Below are 21,453 nucleotides of genomic sequence, written 5' to 3'. Positions count from 1 at the left end.
CGGCTCCGGCCGCGAATATCGCGCCGCAGAGGATGTAGGGGGCCATGCAGGTTCCGCAATAGCCTCCGCGGCAACGGGATGATACAGGCCCCTCTCCTTTCCGCTTCTCGCCGCCGTCGAAGCCTGGATGAACAAAGAACGCGTGATTCCGCTCATCGTGGCCACCGCCCTGTTCATGGAGAACATGGACTCCACGGTGATTGCGACCTCGCTGCCGGCGATCGCCGCCGATATCGGCACGAGCCCGCTCACGCTCAAGCTCGCCATCACCTCCTACCTGTTGTCGCTCGCCGTATTCATCCCGGCGAGCGGCTGGACCGCCGACCGTTTTGGCGCGCGCCTGGTGTTCGCGATCGCGGTCGGCGTTTTCATGATGGGCTCGATCGGCTGCGCGATCTCATCCTCGGTGACCGATTTCGTGTTCGCGCGCATCCTGCAGGGCATGGGCGGTGCGATGATGACGCCGGTCGGCCGACTGGTGCTGCTGCGCTCGATCGACAAGAGCGCGCTGGTCAACGCGATGGCCTGGGTGACCGTGCCGGCGCTGATCGGCCCCGTCATCGGCCCGCCGCTCGGCGGCTTCATCACCACCTATTTCTCCTGGCACTGGATCTTCCTGATCAACATCCCGATCGGGCTGCTCGGCATCTTCATGGCGCTGCGCTTCATCGATCCGATCAAGAGCGAGGAGCTTGAGCGTTTCGATCTCTACGGGTTGGTGCTGGCCGGCATCGGACTTGCGGGAATTGCATTCGGGCTCTCGGTTGCCGGGCTCAACCTGCTGCCCTGGAGCGTCGTGATCGCGTTGATCGGGATCGGCATTATCTCGATGACGCTCTACATCATCCATGCACGGCGGACCGGCTCGCCGGTGCTCGATTTCTCGATGCTGCGGCTCTCGACCCTGCGGGCGAGCATTATCGGCGGATTCATGTTCCGCGTTGGCATCGGCGCCCTGCCGTTCCTCCTGCCGCTCCTGATGCAGGTCGGCTTCGGGCTGACGCCGTTTCAATCCGGTCTCGTCACGTTCGCGTCCTCGGCCGGAGCCATGGGCATGAAGGCCCTTGCCGCGCGGATCATCCGCGCCTTCGGCTTTCGCAACATGATGACCGTCAATGCCGTCGTGAGCGCCTTCTTCCTGGCGGCCTGCGCGCTGTTCACGGTGACGACGCCGCTGCTGCTCATCATGATCATCCTTCTCGTCGGCGGCTTCTTCCGTTCGCTGCAGTTCACGGCGATCAACACGGTGGCCTATGCGGAAGTCGAGCCCACCCAGATGAGCCGGGCCACCACGCTGGTGAGCGTCAACCAGCAATTGGCGGTCTCCGCGGGCGTTGCGGTCGGCGCGTTCTCTGTGGAGACCACGATGTGGTTGCGGCATGTGAATGAGCTCAACGCCACGATGTTCGCGCCGGCGTTTGTCGTGGTCGCGGTCATTTCGGCCGCCTCTTCCTATTTCTTCTGGCAGATGCCCGATGATGCCGGCCACGAGATCTCCGGACGCAAGGCGGCGGCGATCTCCAGCCGCAAGCGTGCAGCGCTGGCGGCGGCATCGGCACCGAGCGAGACGACGGAAGACGCGCGGGATCAGCGGCTGGGGTGATCCAAACCTCGCCCCGCTTGCAAAAAGCTCATGCCGCCGACTCGCGCCTGTCGAAGCATCAGGTACTCGCCAAGGGCGCAAATCACGGACATACTGCGCGTGGGTAGCCGCTGACGCTGAGCCGCCGGAGCGTTGTCCGGTAAGCGTGAATTGCGGATGGGGAGCACATTTTGCAGCTTGCAGGCGACAGAAAATACTACGGACCGACGCTTTTACTCGTCCTGGCGATCTGCCTAATGGACTTATCTCTGTCACTTTATGTGACGACTGTTCAGCCCGGCAATGCCGGCGGATCGATCGAACGGATTGGCATCGGCATCGCTGTGTTGTTCGGGATTTGGGTTCAGAGCACCCTCGCCCGCTATATTGGCGGCGTGTGGTTCTTGGCATTGGGGGCAGCGCTCGGCTGGCCCGTGCTCATCAACTTTGGCAAAGGCTCGCTCTTAGGCACAGGCTTCGTGATCCTTGCGTGCTTGCTCTGTCTGACTTGCTCATGGATCCTGTTGCTTTCGAAGGGATTCGCCAAGGAATTTGGCTACCTGCGCGGGATGCAGCCTGCCTACAAGAAAATCCTGAGGCAACTAGCAACAGCGGGCCTGACGATCGCGGCCGCTATCGGTGTCGCGGTGGACATTTACCACCTGTGTCTCCTGCCCCGCTGACTCGCAGAAGTCGTTCTCCGACAATTGGCATGAGCTGCGCCTCACGTATCAATCTTGGGCAGCGTTCAGAATAGGTTCATCCGCCCCAGACTATCGGTTCCTCTTGGAGGAGCAACAATGACCCATCAGATCGTTTCGCGGGATGTCGCCAGGATCATTGTGCCGTTCAGCATCTTTATTGGTCTGTTCAGCCACGGCGCGACATCTGCCGCGGGCTTTGCTCTTGGGCTGATTTGCATCTGCTATGAGATCAAGCAGCGGAAGCAGGCTTCGTCCCTGAGCGAATTCGAGGGTGCTTAAGGCCCGGCGCGATTGGAGCGAACGATTTCTCCCCACCGTCATGCCCGGGCTGTCCCGGGCATCCACGTCTTTCTTCCCCCCAGGCTAAGACGTGGATGGCCGGGACAGCCCGGCCATGACGAGTGGAGAGAGCCTTCACGCCGCTGACAGCGGCCTCGGTCCACCCCGAAACCCCGTCGCCAGCACGTAACGCTCGGATGAATCCTGCCGGCTCGCTGCCGGCTTCACGTGCTTCACGCCGGAAAAATCGCGCTTGAGCTGCGCCAAGAGCTCGGCATCGGCGCCACTCTGAAACACTTTCGCCAAGAACGCTCCGCCCGGATTGAGCACCTCGCTCGCAAACAACGCGGCGGCTTCCACCAGGCCGACGATGCGCAATTGATCGGTCTTGCGGTGGCCGGTGGTGTTGGCGGCCATGTCCGACATGACCACATCCGCACGACCGCCGAGCATCGCGATCAGCTTTTCCGGCGCGCTCTCGTCAAGGAAATCGAGCTGCACGAAATCGACGCCTGGTATCTCCCCCATCTCCAAGAGATCGATCGCAATCACCTTGCCCTTGGCCGGCGCGCCGACGCGCTTGGCGGCGACCTGGCTCCAGCCGCCGGGCGCGGCGCCGAGGTCCACCACGGTCATGCCGGGCTTGAGCACATGAAACTTGTCGTCGATCTCGATCAGCTTGTAGGCCGCGCGCGAGCGAAAGCCCTCCCGCTTGGCCTGCGCCACATAGGGGTCATTGAGCTGCCGCTCCAGCCAGAGTTTTGAGGACAGTTTGCGTTTGCCCTTGGCTCTAACGGTAACGTGCAGCCGGCCGGTGGAATCCTTTGCCATATCGATCCTTGTCGTCATTCCGCGGCGCGCGTTAGCGCGAACCCGGAATCCCGCCCCACAACTTCGGAATTCCGGGTTCGGCGCTCCGCGCCGCCCCGGAAATGACGGGAGGTGGGCCGGAATGAGATGTCGTGAGGCATCAGTCAGAAAGCCCGCAGCGCGCCGTCCTCGCGCATCATCTCGACCAGCATGCCCTCGCGCAGGCCGCGATCGGCGACCCGCAGCCGCGGCAGCGGAAAGGCGCTGCGGATCGCGTCGAGGATGGCGCAACCCGCCAGCACCAGATCGGCCCGGTCGACGCTGATGCAATGATTGCTGGCGCGCTCCTGATAGCTCATCGCGAGCAGGCGGTCGATGGTGGTGGTGATCTCGGCTCCGTTCATCCAGATGCCGTCGACCCGCCTGCGATCGTAGCGCGCCAGGTTGAGATGAATGCCGGCGAGCGTGGTTACGGTGCCGGAGGTCCCGAGCAGGTGCATGTCCCGGAGGTCGCGTCCATGCTCCGCCGCAAACGGCGCGACGTGCCTCGCCACCTCCGCGACCATGCGCCGATACGATTCCCGCGTCACGTCCCGGCCGCCGAAATGCTCCGCCAGCGTGACGACCCCGAGCGGGATCGACATCCAGGCCTTGCTGCGCGGCTCGGTGTTGGGCTCGCCCGGATCGCGCTCGATGCGCACCAGCTCGGTCGAGCCGCCCCCGATGTCGAACAGAATGGCACCGCGGCCTCTGGCATCGACCAGCGGCGAGCAGCCGATCACCGCCAGCGCCGCCTCGGTCTCGCGGTCGATCACCTCGAGCGCGATGCCGGTCTCAGCGGCCACCCGATCGCGAAAACGGTCCGCGTTCGAGGCCGCGCGGCAAGCCTCGGTGGCGATCAACCGCAGCCGTTTTGCTTTCCGCGCCTCGATCTTGTCGCGACAAACGGACAGAGCGGCGACGGCGCGCTCGATCGCGGCCTCGCTGATGCGCCCCGTGGCGGAAATACCCTCGCCCAGGCGGATGATGCGCGAGAAGGAATCCACCACGCGAAAGCCGTCGTCGGACGGACAGGCGATCAGCAGGCGGCAGTTATTTGTGCCGAGATCCAGCGCCGCGTAGACGCTGGTTCCCGGGGTGCGCGAAAGCTCCGGCGCCGTATCCACAGCAACGGGCCTTTGCAGCTCTTCGGCCAGCCCGGGGCCGTCGCGAAGCCGCGTGTCATCGTTCATTCAAAAAGTCTTTCCGCCAGCCTCATCGACCGGCCCGGAATTCTCATTCGACTGAAACATTAGCAGTGCCAAGGGGGTGTGCAACAGGCCAATGGGACCATGTCCAAACGGGCGTTGTCCGGGCGGTATCGGTGCGATATTTGAGGGATGCCCCCGCGAATTCGCGCAAATTAGGCATTTCCCATGCAAGATCACACGCCCGCGTCCGCTCTGGAAACCGCTATCGCACTGCAAAAATTCGGCGTCGGCCAACCCGTCCGCCGCAAGGAGGACGATACGCTGGTGCGCGGCAAGGGCAAATACACCGACGATTTCAACCTGCCCGGCCAGGTGCATGCCTGGATCGTGCGTTCCACCCACGCCCACGGCATCATCAGGGGCATCGACACCTCGGCCGCCAAGGCCATGCCCGGCGTGCTCGGGGTGTGGACCGGCGCCGATCTTGCTGCCGCCGGCTACGGCCCCTTCACTTGCGGCCTGCCGCTGAAGAACCGCGACGGCACGCCGCTCCTGCAGACCAACCGCACCGCGCTGATGACCGACAAGGTGCGTTTCGTCGGCGATCCCGTCGCGTTCGTGGTGGCGGAGACGGCCGCTCAGGCGCGCGACGCGGCCGAGGCGGTTGTCGTCGACATCGACCCGCTGCCGGCCGTTACCGACCCCGAGGAGGCGGCAAAGCCGGGCGCGCCGCAGCTCTATGATCACATCCCCAACAATGTCGCGCTCGACTATCACTATGGCGACACCGACAAGGTCGAGGCGGCCTTTGCCAAGGCCGCGCATATCGCCAAGCTCGATATGATCAACACCCGCGTCGCCGTGGTGCCGATGGAGCCGCGCGCAGGCCTTGCCTCCTTCGACAAGAACAGCGGCCGCTACACGATCCAAGTGCCGACGCAGGGCGTGTCCGGCAACCGCAACATGCTCAAGACCCTGCTGAAGGTCGAGCCCGAGAAGGTTCACCTGCTGACCGCCAATGTCGGCGGCTCGTTCGGGATGAAGAACATCAACTATCCCGAATATATCTGCATCCTGCATGCCGCGAAGGAACTCGGCCGCCCCGTGAAATGGACCGACGAGCGCTCGACCAGCTTTCTGTCCGACAGCCAGGGCCGCGCGCAGAAAATCCATGGCGAGCTCGCGCTCGACGCCGAAGGCCATTTCCTGGCGGTCAAATTGTCCGGCTACGGCAATCTCGGCGCCTATATCACGGGCGTCGCGCCGAGCCCGCTGTCGCTGAACACCGGCAAGAATCTCCCCAGCGTCTACCGCACGCCGCTGATCCAAATCGACATCAAGACGGTGCTGACCAACACGACGCTGATGGGCGCCTATCGCGGCGCCGGGCGGCCCGAGGCGAATTACTACATGGAGCGCCTGATCGACCGCGCCGCGGACGAAATGGGCATCAACCGCGTCACGTTGCGCAAGCGCAACTTCGTCAAATCCGCCCAGATGCCGTTCAATGCGGCGTCCGGCGTCACCTATGACAGCGGCGATTTCCAGGGCGTGTTCGAGAAGGCGCTGGAGCTCTCGGATTACGAGAGCTTCTCCAAGCGCAAGCGCGAGAGCAAGAAGAACGGCAAGCTGCGCGGCATTGCCGTGGGCTCCTACCTCGAGGTCACGGCCCCTCCCGGCGTCGAGCTCGGCAAGATCATGTTCGAGGCCGACGGCAGCGTGCGGCTGATCACCGGCACGCTCGACTACGGCCAGGGTCATGCCACGCCGTTCGCGCAGGTGCTGTCCGCCCAGCTCGGCGTGCCCTTCGAGAGCATCAAGCTCGAACAGGGCGACAGCGACATCGTGCACACCGGTAACGGCACCGGCGGGTCGCGCTCGATCACGGCAAGCGGCATGGCCATCGTCGAGGCCTCCAGGCTTGTGATCGAAAAAGGCAAGCGCGCCGCGGCGCATTTGCTGGAAGCCTCCGAAGCGGACATCGAATTCGGCGACGGCCGCTTCACCATCGCGGGCACCGATCGCAGCATCGACATCATCGAGCTGTCAAAGCGCCTGCGCGAAGGCAAGATGCCGGAAGGCGTGCCCAATTCGCTCGATGTCGACCACACCACCGAGCCGGTGCCCTCGGCGTTCCCGAACGGCTGCCATGTCGCGGAAGTCGAGGTCGATCCGGACACCGGCGTCGTGCAAGTGGTCCGCTACACCGGCGTCAACGACTTCGGTACCGTCGTCAACCCGATGCTGGTCGAAGGCCAGCTCCACGGCGGCGTCGCGCAGGGCATCGGCCAGGCGCTGATGGAGCACGTGCAATATGACGAGAGCGGCCAGCCCGTGACCGGCTCGTTCATGGACTACGCCATGCCGCGCGCGGAGGACATCCCGTTCATGACGGTGGGCGATCACCCGGTGCCGGCCACGACCAATCCGCTTGGCACCAAGGGCTGCGGCGAAGCCGGCTGCGCCGGCAGCCTCTCCACCATCGTCAACGCGGTGATCGATGCGCTCTCCGACTACGGCATCAAACACATCGATATGCCGCTGACGAGCGAGCGCGTCTGGCGGGCGATTCAGGAGGCGAAAGCCAGGGCGGCGTGAGGATGTGAGCGACGCACGCTCCCCCTCCACGATCGTCATGGCCGGGCTCGTCCCACGGCTGTCCGGTTGAGAGTTAGCATAGAGGAAGGCTCGTCTGTTGCTGATCTTGAAGGAGCGGTGGCGGATCGAGCAGATTGTGGATTGATCTGCGGTGCAAGAGGTTGGCGCGGACCAACCTGGCGAAGACGAGCGGGCTTCGGACGGCTTTTTGGGCAGCTTGAGCCAGACGTAGCAGCAGGAAGGCAATCAGAGCGACGGCGATCTGGATGCGCACCGCATTCTCGGAGATGCCGACGAAGCGGGTGATCTTCAAGGTTTGCTTGACCCAGCGGAAGAACAGCTCGATGGCCCAGCGCCGGCGATAGAGCTCGGCGATTTCCTCGGCGGGGGCATCGAGATCGTTCGACAGGATGCGCAGGACCTTGCCGGTGTCGGTCCTGACCCGCACCTCGCGCACGGCATCCTGCATCGGATTGCGGCGGCTCTTGGCCTGGCGCGCGGGCAAGAAGCCGATACGGTCGGAGAGGATGTTGCTGGTGGGAACGACCGCAAGCTCCTCGATGACGTCCAGCGGCGTATTGGATTTGAAGCGGGTGACGATCCGGCATCCGGCGGCATCAAGCGCGGCCCACCAAAGATAGTCGTAATAGCCGAGATCGAAGACATAGGTCGCACCCGGCTCGACCGGCATCTGATGGGCTGCCGTGATATCGTTGACATTGGCCGCGGTGACCGCCGCATAGATCGGCTGATCGGCGTCGGCGTCGTAGATCACATGCACCTTGGCGCCGCAGACGCCGGCCGAAAACTGCGCCCAGTCGGCACTATATCTGTTCAGCCGCACGCTGGTGGCATCGATCAGATAGACCGCCTCGGCCACCTTGCGGCGCAAGCCACGGTGGGCCTGCTTCATCATCAACTCCAGCAGCCCGGTAAACACCGTGAAAGGCCGGTTGGCGTTGGCGTCGGACAAAGTTGATCGCCGGACCGGCGCTGCGCCAAGGTGGTAGAGCCGCGCCTCATGGCTCGAAAGAGCCGTCACAATCTCGCGCAGCCCCGCCGCCCCCGAAAGTTGGCCGTACAGCAATGCCAGGAACTGCACCTTGGTCGGCAGCCGCCGCACGCGCGCATCCGCATCATGTCCTTCCACAAGCGCTTCAAACCGATGCCACGGCACGAGCTTCAGAACCTCGCGGAATACTGTATTGTGATGCGGCATGGCGCTGATCTCCTGTCGTGTCCCGGAACGCTTGCAGACGTCCAGAACAGACTAGAATCAACGCCATGCCCCTTGTCCACAAATTCTGGTCGTCCGTTAAGAAGCCCATTTGAGCGCGGTTGGGGCGGCGAGCAGTCGCATCAAGGCGTTCAAGATCAAGCGTAGCAGAAGGCTAAGCCAGGCGAGGACGAGGCGGAGATTGTGGCCGACGGCAGAGAGGATGACGTTGGCCGCATCGCCCTCGCGGCCCTTGAGATAGCAGCGGCCGAGTTGACCGTCGGTCTTCATGTGTCCGATCACGGGCTCGATGGCTGAGCGGCGCTTGAGCTCGCGTTTGATTGCGCCGAAGACGCCCCGCTTCTGGCCGGAGATGAAGACGCGGCGCGGGTTTTCGGTTTTGTGGCCGCGATAGCCCTTGTCGACATAGCCGCGCTCGATCGCGCAACCGGTGAGCTTCTCGGTGGCCTCGATGACGTCACCGAGCGTGTGGCCGTCATATGGGTTGCCCGGCAGCGCCTGGGCGTGCAGCACAAACTGGCCGCCCGGAGCGCGGGCGTTAGTGGTCACGATCGAGGCTTTGACGCCGAACTCATAAGGCGCCGAGGCCTTGCCCTTGCCGATGCATTCGACCTCGGGCGCGTGGAAGGAATAGAGCTTCCAGCCACGCTGGCGCTGCTCCTGGGAGCGGATTTGCGCGGCGCGCAAAAGCGCCTGCTCGAAGGCAGCCTCAAGCTCGACTGACCTCCGATCTTACGGCGGATGTCGCGGATAAGCCGGCCGAGCCAGGTTCGCAAGCTGCGCAACTGCCGACGATGGCGCTTGAACTGCTTGGCGTGGGCATAGCGCCCGGCCATCATCGCCGCCCGCTTGGCGATACGCAGATAGGACTGCCGCAGCCGCACGCCGTGCGCGCGTGCCAGCCGATTGAGGCCCTTGATCGCCGCATGGACGAGCTTGGCGTCGGTCGGGAAGGTGATGGCCTTGGGCTGAACGGTGGTGTCCACCGTCACCCGCTTCAGATCGCGCGTCCGCAACGCGCCAGTCTCATGCGCTACCCTCAGGCTCTCGGCCAGCAACAGCTCCAGTTTGCTACCAAGCCGCTTGCGCCAATGGCTGAGGCCGGAACGCTCGTGCGGGAACTCATGCTGGAAAAATTCAAAGCCGGTGAAGTGCTGGAAATACGGGTCGTAGACCCAGCGCTCGCAGACGCCTTCGTCGGACAAGCCGTAGATGTGCTTGAGCAGCAGCAGCCCGATCAGGAAGCGGCTCGCCACGCCCGGCCGGCCCTTGTCGCTGTAGAGCGGTGCGATCTCGCGATCGATCCAATCCCAGTCGATCTTGGCGCCGAGCTGCACCAGCTCGTGCTTCAGATTGATGATCTGATCCAGCCTGGCGCGAAACAGATCGCCTTCCGCTGTCGGTTCCGACTTTTTCGGTCGCATCGGTCCCCTCCGCTGCGACCACAGAATCATGCCCGGCGATTCGAGGGAATCTCGAAAACGAAATTGCAAGCTTTCGAGGCCTCAACCCTCGAAAGCTTGCAATCTCAAAACCGCAACCGGCGCCAAAAACCGATTCCCGCTCAACGGCCTCGGCTCATTTTCACGGACGACATTCTAAACCGGACAGCCGTGGGCTCGTCCCGGCCATCCACGTGGCGCATCACGTGCGGAAAGACGTGGATGCCCGGGACAAGCCCGGGCATGACGAGCGGAAAGATTGGCGCGCTGTAACTCTCTCACGCCGCGGCCTGCCCGCGCGGGTGGTAGATCGCGATGTGCCAGCAATGCGCCAGCGGCGTGGCGCCGTTGGCTATCACCAGCGCGTCGAGCTCGACGAAACGGTGGCCCTTCTTCTCATAGTTGCCGATCACCTTGGCCCGCGCGGTGATCTCATCGCCAGCGTTGCCGGCGGACAACAATTGCATGCGGCTGCCGACATGAATCCAAGGTCCCAGAATGGCATTGTCGACCAGCACGCGGTTCATCACCTTCTGCAGCATGCCGGGATGGGCAAGGCTTTCGCGTAAGTAGATCGGATCGGTCTCTCTGATATCGGCGAGGTAGTTCTTGGCGGCATCGCCCGCCCAGCTCCGTGGCACTGTGCCGAGCCATTTGCCAAATTCGTATGAGCTCGCATTCACGGGCTTGCGCTCCGCGACCGCGGCAACCTCCCTGAAATCGGCCCGCGAAACCGCTGGCGCGGCGGCCGGCAAGGAAGCACTCCCCGTCGCGCAGACTTCGCTGCGGCTTTCGACCTCGATGGCCAACGCGCCGTCGCTCTCGGTAGCCCTCAAGTCGACGGTCTCGCCGTCGTAGACCGGCTTCACGAAGCGCGCTTCGATCAGGCCGCGCTCCAGAAACGCGCGGCCCCACTTCGCCACCGGCAGATGCATCATATAGGCCATGACATCGACGCCGGGCACGAGGCCACCCGAGAAGCCGAACTGGCGCGCGACCGTATCGTCATGCATCTTGTTTTCGGATTGTTTCGCGGTGTTGTAGGCCGACACGCGATAGCTTTGAAACGCGCTGCTCATGGCTTATTCCCGTGATTGATGGGCCGGTTCAGCCATCATGGTACGCCCGGGAACTGCGCTGGCAAGGCCCGCCTTTCGCTCGCCATTTATGCCGGGATGGAGTACCACCCGCGCAAGTCACGCAAGACGGAACGGACGACCGAACTACTCATGGCCCCGCCGCTGATCCAACTCAAGGACATCCGCCTCACCTTTGGCGGCACGCCGCTGCTCACCGGCGTCGAGCTCTCGGTATCGCCGATGGAGCGCGTCTGCCTGATCGGCCGCAACGGCTCCGGCAAGTCGACGCTGCTGAAGATCATGGCAGGCCTGGTCGAGGCTGACAGCGGCACCCGCTTCGTGCAGCCGGGGGCGACCATCCGCTACCTGCCGCAGGAGCCGGATTTCAGCGACCACACGACGACGCTGGCCTACGTCGAAGCCGGCCTCGGCCCCGGCGATGACCACTATCCGGCGCGCTATCTTTTAGAGCAGCTCGGACTCACCGGCGACGAAGATCCTGCCCATCTCTCCGGCGGCGAGGCGCGTCGCGCGGCACTGGCGCGGGTGCTCGCGCCATCGCCCGACATTCTCCTGCTCGACGAGCCCACCAACCATCTCGATCTGCCGACGATCGAATGGCTGGAGGCAGAACTCGAAAACCGCCGCGGCGCGCTGGTCCTGATCAGCCACGACCGCCGCTTTCTCACCAACCTCTCACGCTCGACCGCGTGGCTCGACCGCGGCCAGGTCAGGCAGATCGACCGCGGCTTCGCCGCCTTCGAGACCTGGCGCGACGAAGTGCTGGCGGAAGAGGAGCGCGAGCAGCACAAGCTCGAGCGCAGGATCGTCGATGAGGAGCACTGGTTGCGCTATGGCGTGTCCGGCCGACGCAAGCGCAACGTCAAACGCCTCGCTAATCTGCACGCGCTACGCGCGCAGCGGCGCAACTACCGCGGCGCCGCCGGCAACGCCAATTTGACCGCGGCGGAGGCGGAGAAATCCGGCAAGCTGGTCATCGAGGCCAAGGCCATCAGCAAGGCCTATCACGATCGCAAGATCGTCGACAATTTTTCCACCCGCATCCAACGCGGCGACCGCGTCGGTATTGTCGGGCCGAATGGGGCCGGCAAGACCACGCTGGTCAACCTCTTGACCGGCGCCATTGCACCTGACAGCGGCAGCGTGCGGCTCGGCGTCAATCTCGAGATGGCGACGCTCGATCAGCATCGCGAAAGCCTCGATCCGAAATCGACGCTGAGCGAGGCGCTGACCGGCGGCCGTGGCGATCATGTGATGGTCGGCGGCAAGCCGAAGCACGTCGTCAGCTACATGAAGGATTTCCTGTTCGCGCAGGAGCAGATGCGCACGCCCTTAGAGGTGCTCTCGGGCGGCGAGCGCGGCCGGCTGATGCTGGCGCGCGCGCTGGCAAAGCCTTCCAATCTGCTGGTGCTGGACGAGCCGACCAATGACCTCGACCTGGAAACGCTCGACGTGCTCGAAGACATGCTCGGCGACTACGAGGGCACGGTCATCCTGATCAGCCACGACCGCGATTTCCTCGATCGCGTGGTGACCTCGGTGATCGTCCCTGAAGGCGGCGGCAAGTGGATCGAATATGCCGGCGGCTATAGCGACATGCTGGCCCAGCGCGGCGCGGACTTAAAGCGCGAGGATGTGAAGGCGCAGGCGACTGAGGAGAAAAAGGAAACGAGGGCGGCATCCCCGACCGCACCCGCGCCGAAGCGCCGATTGAGCTTCAACGAAAAGCACGCGCTGGAGACGCTGCCCAAGACGATCGCAAGATTGCAGGCCGAGATCGGCAAGCAGCAGAGGCTTCTCGACGATCCCAATCTCTACCAGAAAGACCGCAAGACCTTCGACCAAGCTTCCGCCGCGATCGCGACCGCGCAAGCGGAGCTGATTGCGGCCGAGGATCGCTGGCTGGAGCTCGAACTGTTACGCGAAGAAATTGAACAGGCTTAACCAATGACAACTCCCCTCGCCGCGAAAATCGCCCGCGAATACGGCACTCCTTGCGCCGTCGTCGATATGGACAAGGTCGAGCGCAACCTCGCACGGATCCAGGCGGCCTGCGATGCCGCCAGCGTCGCCAACCGGCCCCATATCAAGACGCACAAGAACCCCACGCTCGCCAAGATGCAGATTGCGGCGGGGGCGAAAGGCATCACCTGCCAGAAGCTGGGTGAAGCCGAGGTGATGGCGGAAGCCGGTATCGACGACATCCTGATCAGCTACAATCTCATCGGCGAGGAGAAGATGGCTCGCCTCGGCGCGCTGCAGGCGAAGGCCAACATGACCGTTGCCGCCGACAATCCGGTGGTCATCGCCGGCCTGCCGCAAGCCGCCGACATATCCGGGCGCCCCTTGTCGGTTGTGGTCGAGTGCGACACCGGGCGTAAGCGCGCCGGCGTCGAAACGCCGGCGGAAGCGATTGCGCTCGCGCGTCAGATCGCCGCGTCCAAGGGGCTGAGATTCGCGGGCTTCATGCTCTATCCCACTGAGACCGGCTGGCCGGAGGCGCAGAAGTTCCTCGACCAGGCGCTCGCCGGCGTGCGCGAGGACGGGCTCGATGCCGCGATCGTCTCGACCGGCGGTACGCCGAACCTGAAAAACCTCGGCAGCCTCAAGGGCGCGACCGAACACCGCTTCGGAACCTATATCTATAACGACCGCATGCAGGTCGCCGCCGGTGTTGCAACCTGGGACGATTGCGCGCTGAACATCTATTCCACGGTGGTGAGCCGCGCCACGCCCGAGCGCGGCATTCTCGACGCCGGCTCCAAAACCCTGACCTCCGACAGCGGCGGCCTGGAAGGTTATGGTCTGATCCTCGAACATCCCGAGGCCAGGATCGCGCGCTTTGCCGAGGAGCACGGCTTCCTCGACCTCTCCCGCAGCAACACACGCCCCAATGTCGGCGACGTCGTGCGGATCGTGCCGAACCATGTGTGTGTCGTCGTCAACATGATGGATGAGGTAGTCATGGTCCGCGGCGAGGAGATTTTGGGCACGCTGCCGGTTGCCGCCCGCGGCAAGCTGCGGTAACGCGCCGCGTTATTGCGACGAGATCCGCAATCTCGACTGGAGTTGATCCAATACGTCAGGCGGACGCGCCGGGTGACGGGCTCCGCGAACCCATCACCCCGTCCCACTCGTTCGGCTTTCGCCGGGCTACACCAGCTCGGGTACTCCGCACCTAGCAGTCCGGCATTCCCGGCGGGCGTGCCGATGCATTGGCGTTCGCGCTGGTCCCGGAAGAAGCGCTGGTACCAGAAGAGCCCGAAGCAGACGTGCTGGAGCTTGGTTTTTCCGATGCGGCCGATCCGACCGTGCTATTTCCAGATGGTCCGGTCGCATTGGTGCCGCTTCTGTCGCGGACCACATTGTTGCTCACGTCCCAGCACTGGTTCGTTGCGGTGCCGGTCGAAGCTGAACCCGTCCCGGTTCCTTGCGCGTTTGCGACGCTGCAAACGCTCAGGAATGCGATGCCGCATGCTGCTGCGAGATACGCGTTCCTCATCTGCATTCCCTCCTCTTTGCATGCCGGCCCTGGTTGCCGACGACCGTCAATGCCGCCGGTCGGTCAACGTTCCCCCTTCCGACAGGACAGGTTCGCTGTCTCGGTGGCGCGGTGTGAGGGCCAGGATCCTTGAGCCCAGATCGAGGGCGCGCGGACACACGCGCTCGGCGACGGGCTCCGCATCTTTCAGTGGGTGTCGCTGCACAAGCCGCCTTACGAGAAGCCTGCGACAGAAAGCCGCTGGTCGAGGCTCCCGAGGTGCGCGTCGCCAACTATCAAGCGCATTCCCGGCCGCTGTTCACGAGCGGCTCGCGATGTTCATTCGCGCTTAGAGAGATTCAATTCCGGCAGATGTTCTCTTCATCCGCAGCGGCTGCTAGAGGCGCCGTCGCGAACGTTGTTGTCTGACTTGGAAGTGAATCGAAGTGACGATCAATGTCGATTGTCGTTGTCTGCGGGCAGGAGATGATCAAAATCGAACGGGCAAGGGTCACGCGCATCTTCTCATCGGTGCTGCCATCTTTCTTGCCGATGTTTCCCTTTCCACCACGACCGCAGGCGCCCAATCGAGCGTCCCGTTGCCGTCCGTGACGGTCGATGCACCGGCGCAAAGGCGGAAGCCGGCGACGGCGACCGCGTCGTCAGCTCGGCGGGCCCAAGCGGCGGCGGCGCATCGGCAGGATCGAAACGCCACGCCCGCCCAACCAACGCCGTCTGAGCGCGCCGCCGCTGCAGCGGCAACGCTGTATGAAACCAAGCTCGGCTATCGTGCGACGCCCAGCGCGACCACTCTGCGCAGCGGCGCATCGCCGCTCGATACCTCGCAGGTCGTCAACGTCGTGCCCGAGCAGGTGCTGAAGGATCAATTGCCGCGCAACCTCGACGACGCGCTCGTCAACGTCAGCGGCATCACCCAGACCAACACGCTCGCCGGCACCCAGGACGCCGTCATCCGGCGCGGCTTCGGCGACAATCGCGACGGCTCGATCATGCGCAACGGCATGCCTCTGGTTCAGGGCCGCAGCCTCAATGCCGCAGTCGAAAGCGTCGAGGTATTGAAGGGCCCCGCGTCGCTCCTGTACGGAATCATGGACCCCGGCGGCATCGTCAACACGATCAGCAAGCGCCCCGAGCTCTATCAACACGGCTCAATCACCCTGCTCGGCTCGACCTACGGCAACAAGAACGGAGCCGACGCGACGTTCGACATCACCGGCCCGATCGGGCAGGATGGTCTCGCCTATCGCTTCATCGCCTATGGCGTCAACGAGGACTACTGGCGCAACTTCGGGCGCCACCGCGAAACGCTGATCGCCCCATCCCTGGCGTGGTATGGCGAGACCACCACGGTCCAGCTCAACTATGAGCATCGCGATTTTCTCTATCCGTTCGACCGGGGTACCGCGCTCGATTCCCGCACCAACAAGCCGCTGGCTATCCCGGCGACGCGCCGGCTCGACGAACCCTATAACAACATGTGGGGAACGTCCGACCTGATGCAGGCCTCGGTCGACCACCGCCTCAACGAGGATTGGAAGCTCTACGCGGGCTACAGCTACAACACCGAGTCCTACGGCGCCAACCAGCTCCGCGTGACCGCAGTCAACCCCGTCACCGGCCGCGTGACGCGCAGCAACGACGGCACGCAAGGCGCGCTCAGCAATATCAGCTACGGGACGTCCTACCTCCAGGGCGGTTTTTGGTTCGGCGAAATGCGCAATGACGTGCTGTTCGGCGGCGACGCCCAATATCGCACGATCTACCGCAAGGACCTGATCCGGCAGGCGACCCCCAACGTGTTCAATTTCTACGATCCTGTCTATGGCCTGCTGCAGCCCGGCACGAAAGTCTCGGCCGGCGACAGCGACCAGACCGACAAGCTTGGCGAGCGGGCGCTGTTTTTCCAGGACACGCTTCATCTGACCGACCGCCTCGCACTGGTCGGCGGCGTGCGTTACATGGAATATGAGCAGCTAGCGGGGCGTGGGCGCCCCTTCGTCGCCAACACCAATCTCAGCGGCGACAAGGCGCTCCCGCTCGGAGGCGCCATCCTCAAACTCACCGAGCAGATTTCGCTCTACGCGAGTTATACGCAGTCGCTGAAGCCAAGCTCGACCATCGCCCCCCTCACCGGCGGCGCCGTGATCGGCTCCAATATCGCGCCCGAAGAAGGCGTCTCCTGGGAAACCGGCGCCAAATTCGACATCAACCAGCGCCTCTCCGGCACCGTGGCCCTCTACGACATCGACAAGAAGAACGTGCTGGTGTCGCAGCTCAATAGCGCGACCAGCGTCGTCGAGTATCGCACCGCCGGCAAGGTGCGGTCGCGCGGCGTCGAAATCGACGTTACCGGGCGATTGACGGAGAGCTGGAGCTTGATCGGAAGCTATGGCTATACCGACGCTCGGGTGACGGAAGATCCGACGCTGGCCGGCAAGGCCCTGCAGAACGTCGCTCTGAACACGGCTTCGCTCTATCTCGTCTACGATTTCGGTACCGCCCTGCCGGGCCGGCTCCGGGTCGGCGGCGGCGCGCATTATGTCGGCGACCGGCCGGGCGATGCAGCGAACTCCTTCACCTTGCCGTCTTATGTCGTCGCGGACGCCTTTGCGACCTACGAGACCAAGCACCAGAACTTGCCGGTGATCTACCAGCTCAACATCAAGAACCTGTTTGACAGCGTCTATTACCCGTCCGCCGTGAGCCAGTACTTCGTGGCGATCGGTGATGCACGGCGCGTGTCGCTGTCGGCGACGGTGAAGTTCTAGCGATGGCAGCGCTACGGAAATCCATCGCGGTACTCATTGCGCTGCTGTCCACGGCTGTTGCCGGCACAGGGCTTGGACGCGCAGATGAGATCACCGTTTATTCGACCAGAGAAGCTCATCTTATCGAGCCGGTGATCGCGGCCTTCACCGAGGCGAGTGGGATCAAGGTCAAGGTCGTCTTTGAGGAAGACAGCCTGATCAAGCGTCTGACATCGGAAGCTGACACCGCGCCTGCAGACGTCCTGATGACAATCGGCCTGGACAAAACCACCCAGCTCGCCAGTCGCGGATTGACGCAAGCCTTTGCATCACCGCGCCTCGAACAGGCCATGCCGCCGCATTTGCGCGCCAACGGCTCGCAATGGGTTGCACTCTCACTTCGGCCGCGCGTCGTGATGGCGCGCAACGACAGCGCGCTCGCCGAGATCGACTACGAAGATCTCGCCGATCCCAAGTGGCGCGGCAAATTATGCATGCGCTCGCCCCTGCATCAGAACAACGTCGCGCTGATCGCCGCCTACCTTGTCCACCATGGAGCAGGATCGACGGAAGCCTGGCTCAGCGGGTTGAAGGCCAACCTCGCCCACAAACCAGCAGGCAAGGATAATGACGTCATCCGCGAGGTCGCGGAAGGCACGTGCGAAATCGGCCTCGGCAATACCGTGGCGCTGGCGCAGCTTCGGGACGGCCGGGAAGGCAGCGCCTGGCGCGAATGGGCGCGCGTGGTCAAGGCCGTTCCGAGCATGTTCGAGGGCGGCGGCAGTCATGTGAACCTTACTGGGGCGGCCATCGCAAAGCACGCGCCGCATCCGGCTGCCGCGCTGAAATTCCTGGAGTTCCTCGTTGCGCCGGAAGCGCAACGACTCTATGCCGCCGCCGAGCTGGAATATCCGGTGCTTGCGTCGGCAGACCGCAATCCGGCCCTCGTGGAGATTGGATCCTTCCCCGCCGATCCACTGCCCATCGATCAAATTGCCGCACATCAGCAGGCCGCGATCGCCCTGATCAAAAAAGTCGGCTTCGACGAGTGATCTTGCGCGAGCACGGGATGACCATGGGAAAGCACGTCGTCAAAGCCGCTCTGTTGCAGGTCCATTCGATCATTGGCCTTGCGGTTTCGCTGGTGCTGGCCCTGATGGGGATCACTGGCGCGACAATGAGCTTCGAAGATGAAATCGAGGCCTATTTGAATGCCGGGCTCATGCGGGTTGAGGCTCGCCCGACCCCGAGGCTGAGGCCCGATGAGCTGATCGCACGACTGCAGGCGGCTGGCGGTTTTGGGAAGGTTTCAGCAGTGACGCTGTCGGGCGATCCTGCCGCGGCGGCGCGCGTCCGGTTTGTGCGCAGCGAGGACAGCTCGCGGCCGTCGTCGGTCTATGTCGATCCCTACGATGCGCACGTGCTTGGCAAGCCACGCGGCGAGGACTTCTTCGCCACGGTCCGGAAACTCCATCGCTGGCTGTTATTGCCGGGCGACGGCAATGGCCATGGCCGAACGATCACAGGGATCACAACCCTCGGCCTGATCGTGCTCCTGATCACAGGCCTCGTGCTGCGATGGCCTCCTCGCGCCGGCAGCGTGAAGATGTGGCTGAAGCCCAATCTGATGTTGCGCGGCCGGGGCCTGCACAGGTCGCTGCATGCCGTCATCGGCACCTGGGTCTTGCTGATCTATTTGGTGATCGCCCTCACGGGCCTCTGGTATTCATTCGAGTGGTATCGGAACGGCGCCACTTGGCTGCTGTCTCGTCCGACCGCTGCGACGATGCAACCAAAACCGCCGCGCGGCACCGGCAGAGCCGATGGCGGAGCGGTCGCACTCGATCGTGCATGGTCCACCTTCTTGCACGAACAGGGCAGCCGCTTTGCAACCGCCCAGCTCACGCTGCCCGCCGGCGCCGGGACGATCGTGCGCATCCGCTCCTGGGCGCAGGGCATATCGCATGAGGGCGCGCGCGACGAGTTTCGCGTAGATGCCGTTACCGGCCAGATCGTATCGTCCGAGATCTACGCGGACAAAACCATCGGCGAGCGGATCCTGTCGAGCGTGCTCGACATTCACCGCGGCAGCATTCTTGGCTGGTCGGGCAAGCTCCTGTTCATGCTGGCTGCTAGCCTGATGCCGCTGTTCACGGTCACAGGCATTCTGTTGTATCTGTCGCGCCGGAAGATCAGGCGAGTCTCGCGGCCGCCAGTCGGAAGCCTGGTTCCAGGTGAGTGAGACGCGCCGCACAGGCGCAGTCGCGCATCAGCGGTGTGGATCAGGACTATGCGGGTTGCTAGCGCTTCCCCTCGAGCGCATCATTGAAGAAGTCGATGAGTCCGAGCGGCGCGCGGTCGTCGAGGCAGAGCGCCAGGACCCGGTGCGACTCCGCGGCGGCCGTCTCGCTGCGAGGGAACATCGCTTCTTCATAGGCGGCGAGCGCCGCTTCGACATCGTCGGGGTGCGCGGCGATCGCCTTCCCGAGTTCGGCGCCGTCGAGCATCGCCAGGTTCGCGCCCTCGCCGGCCGGCGGCGCCAGGTGCGCGGCGTCACCAAGCAGCGTCACCCCTGGCATGCGGTCCCATCGGTGGCCGTTCGGGAGCGCGTGAAGCACGCGCGGGACCGGCGGGGTGTCACCGTCGGTGATCAGCGCGGTGAGCGCCGGTGCCCACCCGTCGAACTCGGCCGCAATCCGGGCCGTCGCGGTGGTGGCATCGGTGAAGTCGATGCCTGCAATCCATTCGGCGGGGCGGTTCAGCGCGATGTATGCGTGAAGGACGCTCCCTGGCTCGCGATGCGCGAAGATCCCCTTTCCCGGGGCGAGCGCGAACATTGCGCCGCCGCCGACCGCTTCGGCCACCGCCTGGTGCCGTTCGTCGGCGTTGTACAAGTAAGTCTCGATGAAGGTCGTCCCGATATACTCGGGCTTGGCGCCCGACAGCAGCGGCCGCACCTTCGACCAGGCGCCGTCGGCGCCGACAAGGAGTCGGGTGCTCACGGTGGAGCCATCCGCGAACGTCAGCGCATACCGGCCGTCGCCGAGCGCCACTGCACCGGTGAGCCTCTTCCCCCACAGCACCGTCCCCGCTGGTAGGGAGTCGAGGAGAATGCGCCGCAGGTCGCCCCGAAGCACCTCGGGCCGTCCACCTTTGCCGTCGTCGGGCTCCTCAAGGAGCACCTTCCCGTGCTGGTCGAGCACGCGCGAGGCTTGGCCGCCTTCGTGGATCAAGCCGAGGAACGCGTCGAAGAGTCCCGCCGCCTTGAGCGCGAACTGGCCGTCATCCTCATGGATATCGAGCATCCCGCCCTGCGTGCGGGTGTCTGCCGAGGGCTCCGCCTCGTAGATCGTCGCGGGGATGCCGTGAATATGGAGGACGCGTGCGAGGGTGAGGCCGCCGAGGCCCGCACCGACGATCGTGATGGGTATCGTCATCTGTGCCTTTCGGGAGCGGTTGGAACGACGTTCCATAGCCTTAGTGTATTGGAACAACGTTCCATTCATGTCAAGATAGCGCTCATGGCGACCAGGACTCCACGGACCGAACGGCGCACCGACGCGCTCTCGAAGGAGCGGATCGTCGAGGCTGCGATCAAGATCCTCGACAGTGATGGCGAGAGCGCCCTGACCTTCCGCGCGCTCGCGGCTCGCCTGGCGACGGGGAGCGGAGCGATCTACTGGCATGTCGCCGACAAGAGCGAGTTGCTCGCGGCCGCCACCGACGAGGTCATCGCCCGTGTCATGGCTGGGGTCGTGAGTGGCGCGGAGCCACGGCAGGCAATCCGCGCCATCGCCCTTGGCGTGTTCGATGCGATCGACGCGCATCCCTGGGTGGGCGCCCAGCTCTTCCGAGAGCCGTGGCGGCCCGCGATGCTGCAGATCTTCGAGGGCGTCGGCGGCCGGCTCCAGGCGCTCGGCGTCCCCCAACGCGCGCAGTTCGACGCCGCGTCCGCGCTCGTGAACTACATCCTCGGCGTCGCCGGACAGAATGCCGCGAACGCCCGCCTCGTCCCGCCTGGGACGGATCGGGCGACGTTCCTCGGGGCCGTCGCCGCACGGTGGGCGCAGCTCGACCCCTCAGAGCATTCCTTTGTGCGCCAGGCGGCGACGCAACTACGCGAGCACGACGACCGCGAGCAATTCCTTGCAGGCATCGACATGATCCTGGCGGGCATCGGGACCATCCGATAGGCGGTCGTGTCGGATCTCCGTAAGATCAGCCTGCGAAGATGCCCGGTGATGCATCGAACGCTAGGACCT

17 protein-coding genes and 1 pseudogene are annotated in these 21,453 nt (G+C 64.2%); 11 read left to right on the top strand and 7 right to left on the bottom strand.

Annotated features, from left to right (window positions below; all coding sequences use genetic code 11):
* Positions 1–127 precede the first annotated feature (127 nt).
* The 3 genes from P6U23_RS18230 (at position 128) to P6U23_RS18220 (ending at position 2,565) form a co-directional block, all read left to right on the top strand.
* The gene (locus tag P6U23_RS18230; RefSeq protein ID WP_407181076.1) at positions 128–1,603 is read left to right on the top strand and encodes an MFS transporter; all 1,476 of its coding nucleotides are present in this window, start codon (positions 128–130) and stop codon (positions 1,601–1,603) included.
* A gap of 170 nt (positions 1,604–1,773) precedes the next feature.
* Complete coding sequence (locus tag P6U23_RS18225; RefSeq protein WP_407181075.1) at positions 1,774–2,265, top strand: hypothetical protein; 492 nt, start codon at positions 1,774–1,776, stop codon at positions 2,263–2,265.
* A gap of 117 nt (positions 2,266–2,382) precedes the next feature.
* Entirely contained in the window at positions 2,383–2,565 is a 183-nt protein-coding gene (locus P6U23_RS18220; protein ID WP_407181074.1) for a hypothetical protein, read from the top strand.
* Between the two features lie 135 nt (positions 2,566–2,700).
* On the opposite strand, the gene P6U23_RS18215 is transcribed toward P6U23_RS18220, so the two are convergent.
* On the bottom strand, positions 2,701–3,396 hold the full coding sequence (locus tag P6U23_RS18215) for an RlmE family RNA methyltransferase (RefSeq protein WP_407181073.1): 696 nt from the start codon (positions 3,394–3,396) through the stop codon (positions 2,701–2,703).
* A gap of 143 nt (positions 3,397–3,539) precedes the next feature.
* On the bottom strand, positions 3,540–4,607 hold the full coding sequence (locus tag P6U23_RS18210; RefSeq protein WP_407181072.1) for a Ppx/GppA phosphatase family protein: 1,068 nt from the start codon (positions 4,605–4,607) through the stop codon (positions 3,540–3,542).
* A 183-nt stretch (positions 4,608–4,790) separates the two neighbouring features.
* On the opposite strand from P6U23_RS18210, the gene P6U23_RS18205 reads away from it, so the two are divergent.
* Entirely contained in the window at positions 4,791–7,163 is a 2,373-nt protein-coding gene (locus P6U23_RS18205; RefSeq protein ID WP_407181071.1) for a xanthine dehydrogenase family protein molybdopterin-binding subunit, read from the top strand.
* Positions 7,164–7,236: 73 nt separating this feature from the next.
* On the opposite strand, the gene P6U23_RS18200 is transcribed toward P6U23_RS18205, so the two are convergent.
* The 3 genes and pseudogenes from P6U23_RS18200 to P6U23_RS18190 form a co-directional block, all read right to left on the bottom strand.
* A complete protein-coding gene (locus tag P6U23_RS18200; protein WP_407181070.1) occupies positions 7,237–8,382 on the bottom strand; it encodes an IS4 family transposase in 1,146 nt (381 codons plus the stop codon).
* Between the two features lie 96 nt (positions 8,383–8,478).
* Positions 8,479–9,824: pseudogene (locus P6U23_RS18195) on the bottom strand (IS5 family transposase).
* 296 nt (positions 9,825–10,120) lie between these two features.
* Positions 10,121–10,921, bottom strand: a complete 801-nt coding sequence (locus P6U23_RS18190) for a hypothetical protein (protein WP_407181069.1) — start codon at positions 10,919–10,921, stop codon at positions 10,121–10,123.
* A 150-nt stretch (positions 10,922–11,071) separates the two neighbouring features.
* Here P6U23_RS18190 and P6U23_RS18185 point away from each other — a divergent pair, with 150 nt between their 5' ends.
* The 3 genes from P6U23_RS18185 (at position 11,072) to P6U23_RS18175 (ending at position 14,577) form a co-directional block, all read left to right on the top strand.
* Positions 11,072–12,886 carry an ABC-F family ATP-binding cassette domain-containing protein gene (locus P6U23_RS18185; RefSeq protein ID WP_407181068.1) on the top strand — a complete coding sequence of 605 codons (1,815 nt, stop codon included), beginning with the start codon at positions 11,072–11,074 and terminating at the stop codon, positions 12,884–12,886.
* A 3-nt stretch (positions 12,887–12,889) separates the two neighbouring features.
* Positions 12,890–13,969, top strand: a complete 1,080-nt coding sequence (locus P6U23_RS18180) for a D-TA family PLP-dependent enzyme (RefSeq protein WP_407181067.1) — start codon at positions 12,890–12,892, stop codon at positions 13,967–13,969.
* A gap of 188 nt (positions 13,970–14,157) precedes the next feature.
* The gene (locus tag P6U23_RS18175) at positions 14,158–14,577 is read left to right on the top strand and encodes a hypothetical protein (protein WP_407181066.1); all 420 of its coding nucleotides are present in this window, start codon (positions 14,158–14,160) and stop codon (positions 14,575–14,577) included.
* Between the two features lie 205 nt (positions 14,578–14,782).
* Here the strand turns inward: P6U23_RS18175 and P6U23_RS18170 are convergent, their stop codons facing one another.
* Entirely contained in the window at positions 14,783–15,010 is a 228-nt protein-coding gene (locus P6U23_RS18170; protein ID WP_407181799.1) for a hypothetical protein, read from the bottom strand.
* Between P6U23_RS18170 and P6U23_RS18165 the strand changes: the two genes are divergently transcribed.
* From P6U23_RS18165 to P6U23_RS18155, 3 genes are read left to right on the top strand one after another with little or no spacing between them, the layout of a single operon-like run.
* A complete protein-coding gene (locus P6U23_RS18165) occupies positions 14,963–17,212 on the top strand; it encodes a TonB-dependent siderophore receptor (protein WP_407181505.1) in 2,250 nt (749 codons plus the stop codon). The genes P6U23_RS18170 and P6U23_RS18165 overlap by 48 nt on opposite strands.
* 2 nt (positions 17,213–17,214) lie before the next feature.
* Positions 17,215–18,243, top strand: coding sequence for an extracellular solute-binding protein (locus P6U23_RS18160; RefSeq protein ID WP_407181065.1), 1,029 nt, complete (start codon positions 17,215–17,217; stop codon positions 18,241–18,243).
* Positions 18,244–18,260: 17 nt separating this feature from the next.
* Positions 18,261–19,433, top strand: coding sequence for a PepSY-associated TM helix domain-containing protein (locus tag P6U23_RS18155; protein ID WP_407181064.1), 1,173 nt, complete (start codon positions 18,261–18,263; stop codon positions 19,431–19,433).
* Positions 19,434–19,491: 58 nt separating this feature from the next.
* Here P6U23_RS18155 and P6U23_RS18150 read toward each other — a convergent pair whose 3' ends face one another.
* On the bottom strand, positions 19,492–20,628 hold the full coding sequence (locus tag P6U23_RS18150) for an FAD-dependent oxidoreductase (RefSeq protein ID WP_407181063.1): 1,137 nt from the start codon (positions 20,626–20,628) through the stop codon (positions 19,492–19,494).
* Positions 20,629–20,712: 84 nt separating this feature from the next.
* On the opposite strand from P6U23_RS18150, the gene P6U23_RS18145 reads away from it, so the two are divergent.
* Positions 20,713–21,384 (top strand): TetR/AcrR family transcriptional regulator, encoded by a 672-nt coding sequence (locus tag P6U23_RS18145; RefSeq protein WP_407181062.1) that lies wholly within the window; start codon positions 20,713–20,715, stop codon positions 21,382–21,384.
* Positions 21,385–21,453: the final 69 nt, after the last annotated feature.

Source organism: Bradyrhizobium sp. STM 3562, from assembly GCF_045571435.1.
Taxonomy (GTDB): domain Bacteria; phylum Pseudomonadota; class Alphaproteobacteria; order Rhizobiales; family Xanthobacteraceae; genus Bradyrhizobium.
The sequence above is the reverse complement of the archived record's forward strand: the minus strand, read 5'-3'. Positions and strand labels throughout refer to the sequence as shown.

What these genes read in the sequence shown, in the direction of transcription:
- P6U23_RS18205 (WP_407181071.1), top strand. Translation starts at nt 4,791, where the DNA reads ATGCAAGATCACACGCCCGCGTCCGCTCTGGAAACCGCTATCGCACTG.
- P6U23_RS18180 (WP_407181067.1), top strand. Translation starts at nt 12,890, where the DNA reads ATGACAACTCCCCTCGCCGCGAAAATCGCCCGCGAATACGGCACTCCT.
- P6U23_RS18200 (WP_407181070.1), bottom strand. Translation starts at nt 8,382, where the DNA reads ATGCCGCATCACAATACAGTATTCCGCGAGGTTCTGAAGCTCGTGCCG.
- P6U23_RS18210 (WP_407181072.1), bottom strand. Translation starts at nt 4,607, where the DNA reads ATGAACGATGACACGCGGCTTCGCGACGGCCCCGGGCTGGCCGAAGAG.
- P6U23_RS18155 (WP_407181064.1), top strand. Translation starts at nt 18,261, where the DNA reads ATGACCATGGGAAAGCACGTCGTCAAAGCCGCTCTGTTGCAGGTCCAT.
- P6U23_RS18145 (WP_407181062.1), top strand. Translation starts at nt 20,713, where the DNA reads ATGGCGACCAGGACTCCACGGACCGAACGGCGCACCGACGCGCTCTCG.
- P6U23_RS18185 (WP_407181068.1), top strand. Translation starts at nt 11,072, where the DNA reads ATGGCCCCGCCGCTGATCCAACTCAAGGACATCCGCCTCACCTTTGGC.
- P6U23_RS18160 (WP_407181065.1), top strand. Translation starts at nt 17,215, where the DNA reads ATGGCAGCGCTACGGAAATCCATCGCGGTACTCATTGCGCTGCTGTCC.
- P6U23_RS18220 (WP_407181074.1), top strand. Translation starts at nt 2,383, where the DNA reads ATGACCCATCAGATCGTTTCGCGGGATGTCGCCAGGATCATTGTGCCG.
- P6U23_RS18230 (WP_407181076.1), top strand. Translation starts at nt 128, where the DNA reads ATGAACAAAGAACGCGTGATTCCGCTCATCGTGGCCACCGCCCTGTTC.
- P6U23_RS18215 (WP_407181073.1), bottom strand. Translation starts at nt 3,396, where the DNA reads ATGGCAAAGGATTCCACCGGCCGGCTGCACGTTACCGTTAGAGCCAAG.
- P6U23_RS18150 (WP_407181063.1), bottom strand. Translation starts at nt 20,628, where the DNA reads ATGACGATACCCATCACGATCGTCGGTGCGGGCCTCGGCGGCCTCACC.
- P6U23_RS18190 (WP_407181069.1), bottom strand. Translation starts at nt 10,921, where the DNA reads ATGAGCAGCGCGTTTCAAAGCTATCGCGTGTCGGCCTACAACACCGCG.